The organism is Bailinhaonella thermotolerans, from assembly GCF_003594875.1.
Taxonomy (GTDB): domain Bacteria; phylum Actinomycetota; class Actinomycetes; order Streptosporangiales; family Streptosporangiaceae; genus Bailinhaonella; species Bailinhaonella thermotolerans.
In genome coordinates this window covers 418,354-430,418 of sequence record NZ_QZEY01000004.1, presented here as the reverse complement: position 1 = coordinate 430,418, position 12,065 = coordinate 418,354, and the positions used below count along the sequence as shown (strand labels likewise).

Annotated in this window: 15 protein-coding genes; 9 read left to right on the top strand and 6 right to left on the bottom strand. The window is 74.0% G+C overall.

Going from position 1 to position 12,065, the window contains the following annotated elements; translation table 11 throughout:
• Window positions 1–15: 15 nt before the first annotated feature.
• The 3 genes from D5H75_RS14475 to D5H75_RS14465 form a co-directional block, all read right to left on the bottom strand.
• A complete protein-coding gene (locus D5H75_RS14475; RefSeq protein ID WP_242454236.1) occupies window positions 16–780 on the bottom strand; it encodes a sulfite exporter TauE/SafE family protein in 765 nt (254 codons plus the stop codon).
• Between the two features lie 115 nt (window positions 781–895).
• A complete protein-coding gene (locus D5H75_RS14470; protein ID WP_119926941.1) occupies window positions 896–1,237 on the bottom strand; it encodes an MmcQ/YjbR family DNA-binding protein in 342 nt (113 codons plus the stop codon).
• A 216-nt stretch (window positions 1,238–1,453) separates the two neighbouring features.
• Complete coding sequence (locus tag D5H75_RS14465) at window positions 1,454–2,155, bottom strand: Mut7-C RNAse domain-containing protein (RefSeq protein ID WP_119926940.1); 702 nt, start codon at window positions 2,153–2,155, stop codon at window positions 1,454–1,456.
• Between the two features lie 144 nt (window positions 2,156–2,299).
• On the opposite strand from D5H75_RS14465, the gene D5H75_RS14460 reads away from it, so the two are divergent.
• Complete coding sequence (locus D5H75_RS14460) at window positions 2,300–3,367, top strand: beta propeller repeat protein (protein WP_119926939.1); 1,068 nt, start codon at window positions 2,300–2,302, stop codon at window positions 3,365–3,367.
• Between the two features lie 115 nt (window positions 3,368–3,482).
• Here the strand turns inward: D5H75_RS14460 and D5H75_RS14455 are convergent, their stop codons facing one another.
• The gene (locus D5H75_RS14455) at window positions 3,483–3,935 is read right to left on the bottom strand and encodes a MarR family winged helix-turn-helix transcriptional regulator (RefSeq protein WP_242454235.1); all 453 of its coding nucleotides are present in this window, start codon (window positions 3,933–3,935) and stop codon (window positions 3,483–3,485) included.
• 118 nt (window positions 3,936–4,053) lie between these two features.
• Here D5H75_RS14455 and D5H75_RS14450 point away from each other — a divergent pair, with 118 nt between their 5' ends.
• The 5 genes from D5H75_RS14450 to D5H75_RS14430 all read left to right on the top strand — a co-directional run bounded on the left by D5H75_RS14450 (window position 4,054) and on the right by D5H75_RS14430 (window position 9,188).
• Window positions 4,054–5,244 (top strand): FAD-dependent oxidoreductase, encoded by a 1,191-nt coding sequence (locus tag D5H75_RS14450; RefSeq protein ID WP_119926937.1) that lies wholly within the window; start codon window positions 4,054–4,056, stop codon window positions 5,242–5,244.
• A 143-nt stretch (window positions 5,245–5,387) separates the two neighbouring features.
• The gene (locus D5H75_RS14445; RefSeq protein ID WP_119926936.1) at window positions 5,388–7,874 is read left to right on the top strand and encodes a sensor histidine kinase; all 2,487 of its coding nucleotides are present in this window, start codon (window positions 5,388–5,390) and stop codon (window positions 7,872–7,874) included.
• Window positions 7,874–8,266, top strand: coding sequence for a roadblock/LC7 domain-containing protein (locus tag D5H75_RS14440; RefSeq protein ID WP_119926935.1), 393 nt, complete (start codon window positions 7,874–7,876; stop codon window positions 8,264–8,266). Before D5H75_RS14445 ends, D5H75_RS14440 begins: the two co-directional genes overlap by 1 nt.
• A 3-nt stretch (window positions 8,267–8,269) precedes the next feature.
• Window positions 8,270–8,638 (top strand): DUF742 domain-containing protein, encoded by a 369-nt coding sequence (locus tag D5H75_RS14435; protein WP_119926934.1) that lies wholly within the window; start codon window positions 8,270–8,272, stop codon window positions 8,636–8,638.
• On the top strand, window positions 8,619–9,188 hold the full coding sequence (locus tag D5H75_RS14430; RefSeq protein ID WP_119926933.1) for a GTP-binding protein: 570 nt from the start codon (window positions 8,619–8,621) through the stop codon (window positions 9,186–9,188). Before D5H75_RS14435 ends, D5H75_RS14430 begins: the two co-directional genes overlap by 20 nt.
• A 103-nt stretch (window positions 9,189–9,291) precedes the next feature.
• Here the strand turns inward: D5H75_RS14430 and D5H75_RS14425 are convergent, their stop codons facing one another.
• Entirely contained in the window at window positions 9,292–9,927 is a 636-nt protein-coding gene (locus D5H75_RS14425; RefSeq protein ID WP_119926932.1) for an NAD(P)-dependent oxidoreductase, read from the bottom strand.
• A gap of 90 nt (window positions 9,928–10,017) precedes the next feature.
• Here D5H75_RS14425 and D5H75_RS14420 point away from each other — a divergent pair, with 90 nt between their 5' ends.
• The 3 genes from D5H75_RS14420 (at window position 10,018) to D5H75_RS14410 (ending at window position 11,506) form a co-directional block, all read left to right on the top strand.
• Window positions 10,018–10,596, top strand: coding sequence for a TetR/AcrR family transcriptional regulator (locus tag D5H75_RS14420; protein ID WP_119926931.1), 579 nt, complete (start codon window positions 10,018–10,020; stop codon window positions 10,594–10,596).
• A 227-nt stretch (window positions 10,597–10,823) separates the two neighbouring features.
• Complete coding sequence (locus tag D5H75_RS14415; protein WP_119926930.1) at window positions 10,824–11,183, top strand: YidH family protein; 360 nt, start codon at window positions 10,824–10,826, stop codon at window positions 11,181–11,183.
• A complete protein-coding gene (locus tag D5H75_RS14410; RefSeq protein ID WP_242454234.1) occupies window positions 11,180–11,506 on the top strand; it encodes a DUF202 domain-containing protein in 327 nt (108 codons plus the stop codon). Before D5H75_RS14415 ends, D5H75_RS14410 begins: the two co-directional genes overlap by 4 nt.
• 8 nt (window positions 11,507–11,514) lie before the next feature.
• On the opposite strand, the gene D5H75_RS14405 is transcribed toward D5H75_RS14410, so the two are convergent.
• Window positions 11,515–12,063 carry an HdeD family acid-resistance protein gene (locus tag D5H75_RS14405; RefSeq protein ID WP_119926929.1) on the bottom strand — a complete coding sequence of 183 codons (549 nt, stop codon included), beginning with the start codon at window positions 12,061–12,063 and terminating at the stop codon, window positions 11,515–11,517.
• Window positions 12,064–12,065 lie beyond the last annotated feature (2 nt).

Here is a 12,065-nt window from a genome sequence, read left to right as displayed (position 1 = left end):
TGCGGCGGGGCGCGGTCAGGACGCGGCGAGCCAGAGGTGCACGGCGAGGGCCAGGCCGGCCAGCGCGATCCCGACGCGCAGGGGACGCTCGGGGAGGCGGCGGAACAGGACGGGGCCGAGGCGGCTCCCGGCCAGGCCGCCCACCGCGAGCGCCGCGGCGGCGGCCCAGTCCACGGGGGCCAGGAACGCGTACGCGAGCGCGGCGACCAGGTTGGCCGCGCCGAGGACCGCGTTCTTGACCGCGTTGCTGACGGCCAGCGGTTCGGCGGACGAGGCGGCGAGCGCGGCGAGCAGGAGCACCCCGGCGGCGGCCCCGAAGTAGCCCGCGTAGACCCCGATCAGCAGGATCGCGCCCATCAGCGGCACGGGCGTGCGGCCGGCGCCGGCCCGGGAGGCGCGGCGGCCCGCCAGCCGCCGGATCGGCTCGCGCGCGAGCAGCACCACCGAGCCCAGCGCGATCAGGTACGGCACGACGGCCTCGAACGCCTCCGGCGGCGTGCTCAGCAGCAGCGCCGCGCCGCACGCCCCGCCCGCCGTGGCGAGCGCGCCGAGCCGCAGCGTCCGCCCGAGCTGGCCGCGCAGTTCCAGCCGCGATCCCACGACCGAACCCACGGTGCTGCCGAACAGGGACACGGTGTTGGTGACGTTGGCCACGACCGGCGGGAGCCCGGCGGCCAGCAGCGCCGGATAGCTGAAGAGGGAGGCCAGCCCGGCCACGGACCCGGACAGCCCGGCGGCGACGCCCGCCACGGCGAGCGCGAGCGTCGAAGAAGCGTCCAAGCCCTCATTCCCTCGCCGGCGGCCGTCCCGGACGGGGAGAAGATTCCTCCGCGTCCACGACGATTGTCGCATTCGGTGGAACGTCTGGAAGGTGTGGAAGGTCTGGAAGGTCCGCTCAGCGGCCCAGGTGGGCGGCGGCCACGCGCTTGGGCACGACCATCGTCCACGCCTCGACCACCAGCTCGCGCAGCTCGTCCGCGCCGAGGGCGGCCATCCGCGCGCACACCCAGTTGTAACGCAGGTCGGACTCCCTGGGCAGCAGGAACCTGGCGGGCTCGGCGGCCACCAGGGCCGCCCGCTCCTCCCTCGGGAACGCGAACCCGAGCGTGCTCTCGTCGGGCGAGATCGACAGGTAGACGATGCGTCCGACGCGGAACTTCACGTGGTCGCGGATCAGGTGCTCGCTGGTCCTGGGCAGGGTCAGCGCCACCGCCCGCACGTCCTCGGCCGTCACCACGCCGTCCGCCCCTCCCCCGGCCCCCTCGCGGGACCGCCCACGCGCACGCTACCTCCCGCCACCGACACTTCCCCGCCCTGCGACCGCCCCGCTGCGCGACCGCCCCGCTGGCGGCCGCCCCGCCGCCCGTGGCCGCCCCCCACGATCCCGCCGCCCCGGGCCGTACGGCGGCGCGAGCCGTACGCCAGGGCCGGCCGTACGGCGGGGCGCCAGGGGTCAGCGGGCGCGGGAGGCCGAGACGGCGGACTCGGCCGCGGCGACGACGGCCTGGAGGCGGGCGTGGTGGGCGCCGGGCCAGTAGACGCGGCGGCAGGCCGGGCAGCGGGCGAACGTGTCGTAGGTGCGGCGGGTGCCGGGCGGCAGCTCGTCCGCCACCTCGGCCTTCCCGACGGGGGCCAGGGGCGTGTTGCAGGCGGTGCAGCGCGTCCACGGGGCCAGGCCGGGGGCGAAGCGGTCGAGGACGTCGCGGAGCTGGTCGTCGGGGCGGTCCCCGCGGACGTAGGCGGCGTGCCGCAGGGCCCGGCGGCGGAGCAGGCCGCGGTCCTTGGTGAGCAGCACCCGGTCCTCGGCGTTCGCGCGGCAGGCGAGCTCGTCGTCGTCCAGGTCGTTGCCGTAGGCGGTGTCCAGGCCGAGCAGGCGCATGCGGCGCGCGAGCGTGCCCAGGTGCACGTCCAGCAGGTACCTCGCGGGGGCGGGCTGCGGCCGGCGCACCGGGAGCACGTCGATCACCGCGCCGGGGCGGGGGCGGCGCGCGGGCGGGACGGGCTCGCCGTCCTCGCGCAGCTCCCCGACCTCGGTGAGCGGGACCCCGGCCGACTCGACCACGTGCCCGAGCGAGGACGTGCCGTCGTACGCCACGGGACCGCGCCTGCGCGGGGACACGAGGTCCGCGAGGCCGCCGGAGAAACGCAGGAGCATGGCGGCTTCCTGCCCGGGTTCGCGGCGCGTCAGTCCGGCGGGCGGGGATCGGGGCGGAGATTGTCCCCGGGCGATCAAAGCGCCCGGAAGATGTGGAGATTTAGGACCAAGCATTAGCTTGTGATCTTCGTCATAGTTGCGGCCATGAAACGAATAGCCGCCCTGATCACGGGCATTCTGCTGGCCTGCGGGCTCGTCGCCGGAACGGCGGGCCCGGCGGCCGCCGACACCTGGCGGAGCCTGAAGGGCCCGACCCTCCTGCCGCCCAGCGCCGTCCAGCACGCCGCGGCCTCCGCCCCCGACAACCTGTGGACGTCGGGGCTGGAGACCATCAAGTGCGACCCGGTCTGCGACGAGGTCGGCGAGACGGGCAAGCCGTTCCTGCGGCAGTGGAACGGCGCGAAGTGGATCGACCACCGCCCGGCCGGGCTGCTGCCCGCGCACATCCGCGCGATCAAGGCGCTCTCCCCGGCCGACGTGTGGATCGCGGGCGGGCGGAACTCCCCGCTCATCGCGCACTGGGACGGGACGGCGTGGTCGAGCCCGCCGCTCCCGCTGGAGCCGACCGGCGTCTGGACGACGGTCGAGGCGCGCCCCGACGCCGTGTGGGTCGCCGCGAACACCCGCGACGAGGGCCTGATCTACCGCCGCGCCGGCGGCCAGTGGCTGGTCACCCGCCTGCCCGGCCTCACGGTGCACCAGATCGTGTCGCGCTCGGCGACGGACGTGTGGGCGCTGGCCGCGACCCGCTGGGACCCGGCGTACAGCGGTGACGTCAACACGCTGCTGCGCAGCACCGACGGCCGCACCTGGCAGCAGGTGAGCGTGCCGGGCCTGACGTCCGCCTCGCGCCTCACCGGGCTCGCGGTGAGCGGCGGGAGCGAGGTGTGGCTCTCCGGCCGGAACGGCACGGCGGGCTTCCTCAAGCGCTTCGACGGGTCCGCCTGGCAGGACGTGGCCGACCCGGCCGGGTTCGGCGGGGGCCGCGCGCTGGCCGCCGACGCGAACGGCGCGGTCTGGACGGTCGGCGGGAACAAGATCCACCGTTATCAGGGCGGCGCGTGGACCGAGTTCGCCGCCCCGCTCTCGGGCACCACGCGCGACGTGATCCTGCGCGAGGTCACCGTGGTCCCCGGGACCTCCCAGGTGTACGCCGTGGGACAGGGCCTCGGCCTCGTGGCCCAGGGGCCGTACATCGCCACCAACGGCTGACCGGACCCGGCGGGGGCGGGACACGCGTTTCGGCGGGCGCGCCGCCGGGGTCCTCCCCGGCGGCGCGTTCCCATGTCCGCCCGGGCTCCCGGCTCCCGCGCCCGGCCCCGGGAGGTCAGGGCTCGGGGAGTTCGGCGGGGAGGCGGGCGGTGGCCTCGCGCTGCACGGCGGCCGAGCGGCGCAGGAAGTCCAGCACCGTCTCCAGTTGCTCGTCGGTGTACGTCGCGTAGATCTCGTTCAGGCCGTTGATCAGGTCTCCGTAGATCGTGTACCGCGAGGCCTCCCCCACGGCCAGCGTCAGCTCGACGATCACCCGGCGGCGGTCGGCCGCGTCGCGCGTCCGCCGTACCATGCCGCGGCGCTCCAGGCGGTCGATGAGGCCGCTCACGGAGGCCGGTGCGAGCGCGGCGTGCTCGGCCAGCTCCCCCGCGGTCAGCGGGCCGAAGCGTTCGAGCAGGTCCATCGCCTTGTAGTCGGTCGGGCTCAGGCCCATCAGGGCGGAGACCGCGGTGTGGAACATCACCGTGGCGGTGCTCTGCTCCCGCCCGGCTTCGACCAGTTCGGCCAACAAGCGCTTCCTTCGTTCGGAGATGTCCCTTGACACGTCCCCCACCCTCCCGCATATATTTCGTTCGGCCGAACTAAATAACCTCTCTCCGAGGGTAACACGGAAGGACGTGGCGACCATGACCAAGGCGATGATCATCGGGTGCGGGATCGGCGGCCCGGTGCTCGCGCTGGCGCTCCGCAAGGCCGGCATCGACTCCGTCATCTACGAGGCGCACCAGGCCGGGGCCGACGGCCGGGGCGCGTTCCTCAACGTCGCCTCCAACGCCCTCGACGCCCTGCGCGTGCTCGGCCTGCACGAGGAGGTCATGGCCGCCGGCATCCCCACCCCCGAGATGGTGATGTGGAGCGGCACCGGCAAGCGCCTCGGCCAGGTCCCCAACGGCCTGGCACTCGACGACGGCACCGTCAGCCACACGATCACGCGCGCCGACCTGTACCGCATCGTCCGCGAGCGCGCCCTGGCCGCCGGCGTCGAGATCGTGTACGGCAAGCGCCTGGCCGACGCCGACGTGACCGGGCGCCGCGCGGTCGCCAGGTTCGAGGACGGCACGGAGGCCACCGGCGACCTGCTGATCGGCGCGGACGGCGTGCACTCGCGCACCCGCGCGATCCTCGACCCCGGCGCTCCCCCGGCCCGGTACTGCGGCCTGCTCAGCTTCGGCGGGATCGTGCGCGTCCCCGGCTTCCGCGGCGAGCCCGGCGTCTACAACATGGTCTTCGGCAAGCGCGCCTTCTTCGGGTACGCCGGGGCGCCCTCGGGCGACACCTGGTGGTTCGCCAACCTGCCCCGGGGCGACGAGGAGGCGATGCGGCGCGAGCTCGCGGCGACGAGCGAGGACCGGTGGCGGGCCATCCTCGTGGAGGCGTTCTCCGGGGACGAGGGGCCGTTCGCCGAGATCGTCGCCGGGAGCTCGGTGGGGCCGGTGGTGCCGGTCTACGACATGCCCCCCGTGCCGGTCTGGCACCGCGGCCGCGGCGTGCTCACCGGCGACGCCGGGCACGCCACCTCCCCCAGTTCCGGCCAGGGCGCGGCGATGGCGATCGAGGACGCGCTGGTGCTCGCGATGTGCCTGCGGGACCTGCCGGACCACGAGCGGGCCTTCGCCGCGTTCGAGCGCCGCCGCCGCGAGCGGGTGGAGCGGGTCGTGGCGACCTCCCGCCGGATCAGCAACAGCAAGGCCGCCGGGCCCGTCGCCCGGGTGATGCGCGACCTGATGCTGCCGCTCTTCCTGAAGAAGGCCGCCGACCCGAGCCGGCTGGACTGGCAGTACCGCCACCACATCGACTGGTACGCCGGGGCCGCCTGAGGTGGTGCGCGAGAGCCGTACGGGACGATGTTCGGCTCTCGTGACAGGGGATAAGCGGCGGGTCGCGTGCTAGTCTCTCCACCGATCTTCGCAAAGATGGTGGTTTCCGCGCCTTTCGGCCACATTCCCCGGGACGAGGTGCCATGGCTTCCCGTAGCCGGTCGATCCGATTCAAGATCTTCACCTTGCTCGTGATGCCGGTGGCCTCGCTGATCCTGCTCTGGGGGTTCACCGCGGGCTTCACGGTCCCCGACGGGCTGCGCCTCAAGCGGATCCAGGGCGCGGTGGACCTCGTGGCCAGCCCCGCCGAGGACGTCGTGGTCGAGCTCCAGGCCGAGCGGCGCCTGTCGGTGGCGCACATGAGCCGCTACACCCCCGAGGGATACGCCGAGCTGCGGGCCCAGCGCGCCAAGACCGACAAGATGCACCAGACGTTCCGCAGGCTGGCGCTGTCGCCCGAGGGCGTGGCCGCCACCAGCGAGGACATGCGGCAGCCGGTCGCGGACATGCTGGACCGGCTGGACCGCCTGCCGGAGATGCGCAACCGGATCGACGCCCACCGGGTCACCCGGCTGGAGGCGATCCGCGCCTACAACGCCGTCGTGGACGCCCAGTTCCGCCTCTACGACAAGCTGATCCTGGTCCCCGACGTCGAGATCCACCAGCAGGCCACGGCCATCACGGCGATGGGCGAGGCCCGCGAGATGATCACGCGCGAGAGCGCGCTGATCTCGGCCATCATCGGCGGCGACAACCTGACCCCCGGCGAGCGCAAGGCCTTCTCCGAATGGGTCACCGCCCGCCGCTTCCTGCAGGGCAAGGCGCTGCGCCAGCTCGACGAGGACCTGCGCGGCCCCTACGTGGACTTCGCCGAGTCGCCGCTGTTCGGCCAGTTCGAGAACGTCGAGGACGCCATCATCGGGTCCTCCCGGGCGACCGTCCCGCTGCCCGCCGACGCGGCCGACTGGCAGAAGATGGCCGAGCGGCTGAAGCGGACCGCCGACAAGCTCCAGGCCACCCAGGCGTACCGGCTGGTGGACCGCATCGAGGGCGTCGCCGTCGGCATCCTCGTGCGTGTCGGGCTGCTGGCCGGGCTCGGCCTGGTCGCGGTCGTCGTCTCCGTGCTGCTCTCGCTGCGGTTCGGCCGCCGCCTGGCCCGTGAGCTGGTCAACCTGCGCCGCGCCGCGCTCGTGCTGGCCGCGGACCGGCTGCCGACCGTCATCGACCGGCTCAGCCGCGGCGACGACGTGGACGTGGACGCCGAGGCGCCCGAGCTGCACCTGCGCGGCACCTCCGAGATCTCCGACGTGGGCGCCGCCTTCACCACGGTCCAGCGGACCGCGATCACCGCCGCCGTCGGGCAGGCCGCGCTGCGGCGCGGGGTCGCGCAGGTCTTCCTCAACCTGGCCCGGCGCAACCAGTCGCTGCTGCACCGCCAGCTCGCGCTGCTGGACACCATGGAGCGGCGCGACGTGGACGCGCAGACGCTGGAGGACCTCTTCCGGCTCGACCACCTCACCACCCGCATGCGCCGCCACGCCGAGGGCCTGATCATCCTGTCGGGCGCGCTGCCCGGCCGGGGCTGGCGCAACCCGGTGCCCATCCTCGACGTCGTGCGCGGCGCGGTCGCCGAGGTCGAGGACTACCAGCGCGTCACCGTGCACGTGCCGCCGGGCCCGGCGCTGCTGGGCGCCGCGGTCGCCGACGTGATCCACCTGATCGCCGAGCTGGTCGAGAACGCCACGATCTTCTCGCCGCCGCACACCGAGGTCCGGGTACGCGGCGAGATCGTGGGCTCCGGGTACGCCATCGAGGTCGAGGACCGCGGCCTGGGGCTGAGCGCCGAGGAATTCGACGCCATCAACGAGAAGCTCGCCACGCCGCCGGAGTTCGACCTGGCCGACAGCGACCGGCTCGGCCTGTTCGTGGTCGGCCGGCTCGCCCACCGCCACGACATCCGGGTCGTCCTGCGGCCCTCGCCGTACGGCGGCACCACGGCGATCGTGCTGCTGCCCGCGGCGCTGGTGGTGGAGGCGCCGCGCGAGCGCGAGCTGGTCGCGGTGGGCCCGCAGACCTCCGCCGCCCCCGAGTCCCGCCCCGCGCTGGAGGCCGTCAGGACGCGTCCCGCCGAGGACGTGGCCGAGCTCGTCACCCCGCTGCGCGCCGCCCCCGAGGCGCCCGAGCCGCCCCGCCCCGCCGTACTCCCCGTCAGGGGGACCGACGGGGAGTCCGCGCCCGGCCCGGTGCTGCCCATGGAGGGCGTCGTGCGCGATGCCCTCCCCCGCCGCGTCGCCGGGACCCGCCCCGCCCCGGACGCGCGCGGCTCCGGCGCCCCGGACGCCCGCGCGACCGACGCCCGCGCGACCGACGGCCGCGCCTCCGACGGCCGCGCGGCCGACACGCACAAGGGCCTGCCCCGGCGTGTGCGGCAGGCCAGCCTCGCCCCGCAGCTCCGGCAGGCCAGGCCGCGGACGGCGGCGCCGGTGAACGGCGCGGACGGCGACCCCGAGGACACCGGGACGGCGAGGTCCCCCGAGGAGACCCGGGCGATCTTCGCTTCGTTCCAGGACGGCGTGCGGCGGGGCCGCCGCGACGCCCAAGAGTTGGACGGCAAGAAAGGTGACGAGTGATGGCGGAGTCTCTGGGCTGGTTGCTCGACGACTTGATCAGCCGGGTGGCTCCCGTGCGGCATGTGGTGCTCCTCTCCAGCGACGGGCTCGCCATCGGCGCGTCGAAGGATCTGCGGCGTGAGGACTCCGAGCACCTGGCGGCGCTGGCCGCCGGGTTCCAGAGCCTGGCGCGCGGGGCGGGGAACCACTTCGGCGGCGGGGCGGTGCGCCAGACCATCATCGAGATGGAGGACGCGTTCCTGTTCGTGACCGCCGCGGGCCAGGGCACCAACCTGGCCGTGCTCAGTACGGCCGACGCCGACGTCGGCCTGATCGCGTACGAGATGGCGATGCTGGTCAAGCGCGTGGGCCAGCACCTTTCCACCAACCCGAGACTGGCGGACGCGGAGTGATGCATGAGCACAGAGCGCTGGCTCGACGAGGAGGCCGGACCGGTGGTGCGGCCCTACGCCATGACCCGGGGGCGCACGCGCCCCTCCGCTGAGGCGTTCGACCTGATCGCGCTCGTGTGCGCGACGGGCGACGCGCCGGCCGGGAACTCCGGGCTCGGCCCCGAGCACCTGCGCCTGCTCGACCTGTGCCGGCGGGCCGCCACGGTCGCCGACCTCGCGTCGAGCGTGGACCTGCCGCTCGGAGTCGTGCGGGTGCTGCTCGGCGACCTCCTCGACCAGCGCCTCGTCAGCGTGCGCCGTCCCGCCTCGGCCGCCTCCGTCCCCGACGAGAACCTACTCAAGGACGTGATCAATGGCCTCAAGGCGCTATGACGGTCCCACCGCGATCAAGATCCTGGTCGCGGGCGGGTTCGGGGCGGGGAAGACGACGTTCGTCGGCGCGGTGAGCGAGATCCGGCCGTTGCGCACGGAGGAGGTCCTCACCGACCGCAGCGTCGGCGTGGACGACACGACCGGGGTCGAGGCCAAGCTGAGCACCACGGTCGCCATGGACTTCGGGCGCATCACCCTCCGTGACGACCTGGTGCTCTACCTGTTCGGCACCCCCGGGCAGGACCGGTTCTGGTTCATGTGGGACGAGCTGTCGATGGGCGCGCTGGGCGCGGTCGTGCTGGCGGACACGCGCCGCCTCACCGGCTGCTTCCCGGCGATCGACTACTTCGAGGGCCGGGACACGCCGTTCGTGGTGGCGGTGAACTGCTTCGACGGCGCGGAGAACCACGACCCGGAGGACATCCGCATCGCCCTGGACCTGGACCCCGCCGTCCCGGTCCTCCTGTGCGACGCCCGCGACCGCGACTCCGCCAAGCGCGTCCTCATCACCCTCGTGGAGCACGTCCTCCTCACCGGCGCCCGCGCCTGACCCCGCCGCGTACGGCTCCCGCCCGCGAGGCCGTACGCCGGGGGAGGCGCGGAGGCGGGGGCCGGTCCGCGAGGGGGCGGAGCGCGGCGGGCCGGCGAGGAGGTCAGTCGGCGACGGCGACGACCTTCCGGATCGAGGCGGGGTCCTCGGCCAGGCTCAGGACGCAGTGGGCGAGGTCCGCCCGCGAGAGGTTCATGCCGTTGCGGACGTTGTGGCCGGTCGCGGTGCGGTAGCGGCCGGTGCGCGGCTTGTCGGTGAGCCGTGGCGGGCGCACGACCGTCCAGTCCAGGTCCGTGGCGAAGGTCTCCCGCTCCATCTCGGCCATGTCGGCGTATCCGTGCCGCAGGAACCACTTGAGCAGGGGCTTGACGAGCAGGCGGGTGTAGATCGCGTCGTTCTCGTCGATGATCATCCCGCTGTTGCTCACGAGCAGCAGGCGGCGGACGCCGGTCTTCGCCATGGCCGCGCCGGCGGCGCGCGCGACGTCCCGGCACACCGTGGTGGGGCCGCCGCCCCGGTGCCCGATCGCCGAGATGACCGCGTCCCGGCCCTCCACGTGCGGCGTCAGCTCGGCGGCGTCCGTGACGTTCAGGCGGATGACCGAGAGCCGCTCGTGGGCGGGGACGGCCATGCCCGCCGGGTTGCGCACGGGCGCGACGACCTCGTGTCCCGCCTCCAGCGCCTGGCGCACCAGTTCGGTGCCGGTCCCGCCGGTGGCCCCCAGAATCATGAGCTTCATCGTCGTCTCCAAATGGTCAGCGTATGGTTAGTGAGTGCTCACTTACCTCTAGGATGGTAAGTGTTCACTCACCTGTCAAGGAGACCCGGAATGAGCACTCGCGACCGCATCCTGGACGCCGCCGCCGACGTGATGCGCACCCTCGGGCTCGCCAGGGCGACGACCAAGGAGATCGCGCGGGTCGCCGGTTTCTCCGAGGCGACGCTCTACAAGCACTTCAGGGACAAGGAGGACCTGTTCCTCCACGTGCTCAAGGAGCGGCTGCCCGCGCTGGCCCCGGTCATGAGGAGGCTGGCCGAGAGCGCGGGGGCGGGCACCGTCGAGGGGAACCTGGCGGAGCTGGCGCTGCGGGCGATCGAGTTCTACCTGCAGACGGTGCCGATGGCCGCGTCGCTGTTCTCCGACCCGCGCCTGCTCGCCGGGCACCGGGAGGGGCTCGCCCGCCACAACGCCGGGCCGCACCACTCGGCCGAGGGCCTGGCCGCCTACCTGCGGGCCGAGCGCGAACTCGGGCGGGTCGCGGCGGACGCCGACGTCGAGGCCGTGGCGCGGCTCCTCCTCGGCGGCTGCCTCCAGCACGCGTTCTGGACCTACTTCACCGACGCGCAGGAACCCCCCGAGACCGCCGCCACCCGCCTGGCGCACGCCGCCGCCCGCGCGCTCACCTGACGCCTGCCCGTCCGGGCCGGTGCCCGCGCGTGCGCTCGTACGACGCGGGGCCGCTCCCCCGACGTCCGCGCGTTCGCCCGAACGACCCCGGCCCGCTCGCCCGATGTCCGCGCGCTCGCCGACGCCCCGCCGTACGGCCCGCGCCCCTCGCGGGCGACCTGCGTGCATTTCCCCACGATCCCTCTTCCGTTGCCGGGAAATAGCAGGTCACGGGCACAATCAGAGGTATGACCCACTGGACTCGCGGCCTGCTCTCCGAAGGGACCGATCCCGACCCCCGGTTCACGCTCGCCAACGAGCGGACCTTCCTGGCCTGGATCCGCACCTCGCTGGCCCTGATCGCCGGTGGCGTGGCGGTGGAGGCGCTGGCCGAGCACGCCTTCGGCGGCGTCCTGCGGCACATCGTCGCGATCGTGCTCACCGGCGCGGGCGCCGTGCTCGCGGCCTCGGCGTTCCACCGCTGGCTGCGCACCGAGCGGGCCCTGCGCCGCGCCCGCTCGCTGCCCCCGCCCTCGGCCGCCCCGCTGCTGGGGTACGGCGTCGCGGTCACGGCGCTGGTCCTGCTGGTCCTGGTGGTCGGCTCGTGACCGAGGAGCTGTGGGACACCGGGGCGCAGCCCGAGCGCACGGCCCTGGCCTGGAACCGGACGGCGCTGTCGCTGGCGGTCTGCGGGCTGGTCGGCCTGCGGCTGTCGGGCGGCCCGGTCTCGATGGCGCTGTGCGCGGCCGTCACCGCGCTCGCCGCGGTCCTGCTGCTGCGCACCGTCCACCGGCGTCACCTGCGGCGGCAGCGCCGGTTGCGCGCTGGCGAGCCCATCGCCGACCCCGCGGCGGTGCTCCACACCGCGGCCGTGACCACGCTGCTGGGCCTGACCGCGCTGGTCGTCGTGCTGGAGCGGGCGCGCGGCTGAGCCGGGCGCTAGCCGTACTGGTGGGCCCGGATCTCCTTGCGGACGCGGAAGGCCAGCGCCAGGGTGAACAGGCCGAACAGGATGGCGTAGACGCCGACCAGGGTGACCACGACCACGGCCCCGGCGTTCGGCCAGATCAGCAGGGACAGGCCGAACAGGATGGAGATCGCGCCGGTGACGGCGAGGAAGAACTCCCCGGGGATCTGCCTGCGCAGGCGCACCGAGCCGAACAGCTCGACGACGCCCGTGATGATCATCCAGGTGGCGATGAGGACGACCAGCGCGTACGCCGTCAGGCCGGTCCAGAAGATCGCGAGGAGGCCGATGACGACGCCGGTCGCCGCTTCGAGCAGCAGCAGGCCGCGGGAGCCCGACCGCCCCGGGCGCAGCGCCACGATCAGCGTCACGATCCCGTAGATGAGCGCGAACAGCCCGAAGAGCACGATCAGCGTCTCCAGCGCCAGCGCCGGCCAGATCACCGCGATCAACCCGAAGAGGATGGCGATCGCGCCGCGCGCGGCGATCACCGTCCAGTTCCGCAAGTCCATCTCGAACATAG

What these genes read in the sequence shown, in the direction of transcription:
- D5H75_RS14450 (WP_119926937.1), top strand. Translation starts at nt 4,054, where the DNA reads ATGACCAAGGCGATGATCATCGGGTGCGGGATCGGCGGCCCGGTGCTC.
- D5H75_RS14435 (WP_119926934.1), top strand. Translation starts at nt 8,270, where the DNA reads ATGAGCACAGAGCGCTGGCTCGACGAGGAGGCCGGACCGGTGGTGCGG.
- D5H75_RS14460 (WP_119926939.1), top strand. Translation starts at nt 2,300, where the DNA reads ATGAAACGAATAGCCGCCCTGATCACGGGCATTCTGCTGGCCTGCGGG.
- D5H75_RS14425 (WP_119926932.1), bottom strand. Translation starts at nt 9,927, where the DNA reads ATGAAGCTCATGATTCTGGGGGCCACCGGCGGGACCGGCACCGAACTG.
- D5H75_RS14440 (WP_119926935.1), top strand. Translation starts at nt 7,874, where the DNA reads ATGGCGGAGTCTCTGGGCTGGTTGCTCGACGACTTGATCAGCCGGGTG.
- D5H75_RS14405 (WP_119926929.1), bottom strand. Translation starts at nt 12,063, where the DNA reads ATGTTCGAGATGGACTTGCGGAACTGGACGGTGATCGCCGCGCGCGGC.
- D5H75_RS14415 (WP_119926930.1), top strand. Translation starts at nt 10,824, where the DNA reads ATGACCCACTGGACTCGCGGCCTGCTCTCCGAAGGGACCGATCCCGAC.
- D5H75_RS14430 (WP_119926933.1), top strand. Translation starts at nt 8,619, where the DNA reads ATGGCCTCAAGGCGCTATGACGGTCCCACCGCGATCAAGATCCTGGTC.
- D5H75_RS14420 (WP_119926931.1), top strand. Translation starts at nt 10,018, where the DNA reads ATGAGCACTCGCGACCGCATCCTGGACGCCGCCGCCGACGTGATGCGC.
- D5H75_RS14465 (WP_119926940.1), bottom strand. Translation starts at nt 2,155, where the DNA reads ATGCTCCTGCGTTTCTCCGGCGGCCTCGCGGACCTCGTGTCCCCGCGC.
- D5H75_RS14445 (WP_119926936.1), top strand. Translation starts at nt 5,388, where the DNA reads ATGGCTTCCCGTAGCCGGTCGATCCGATTCAAGATCTTCACCTTGCTC.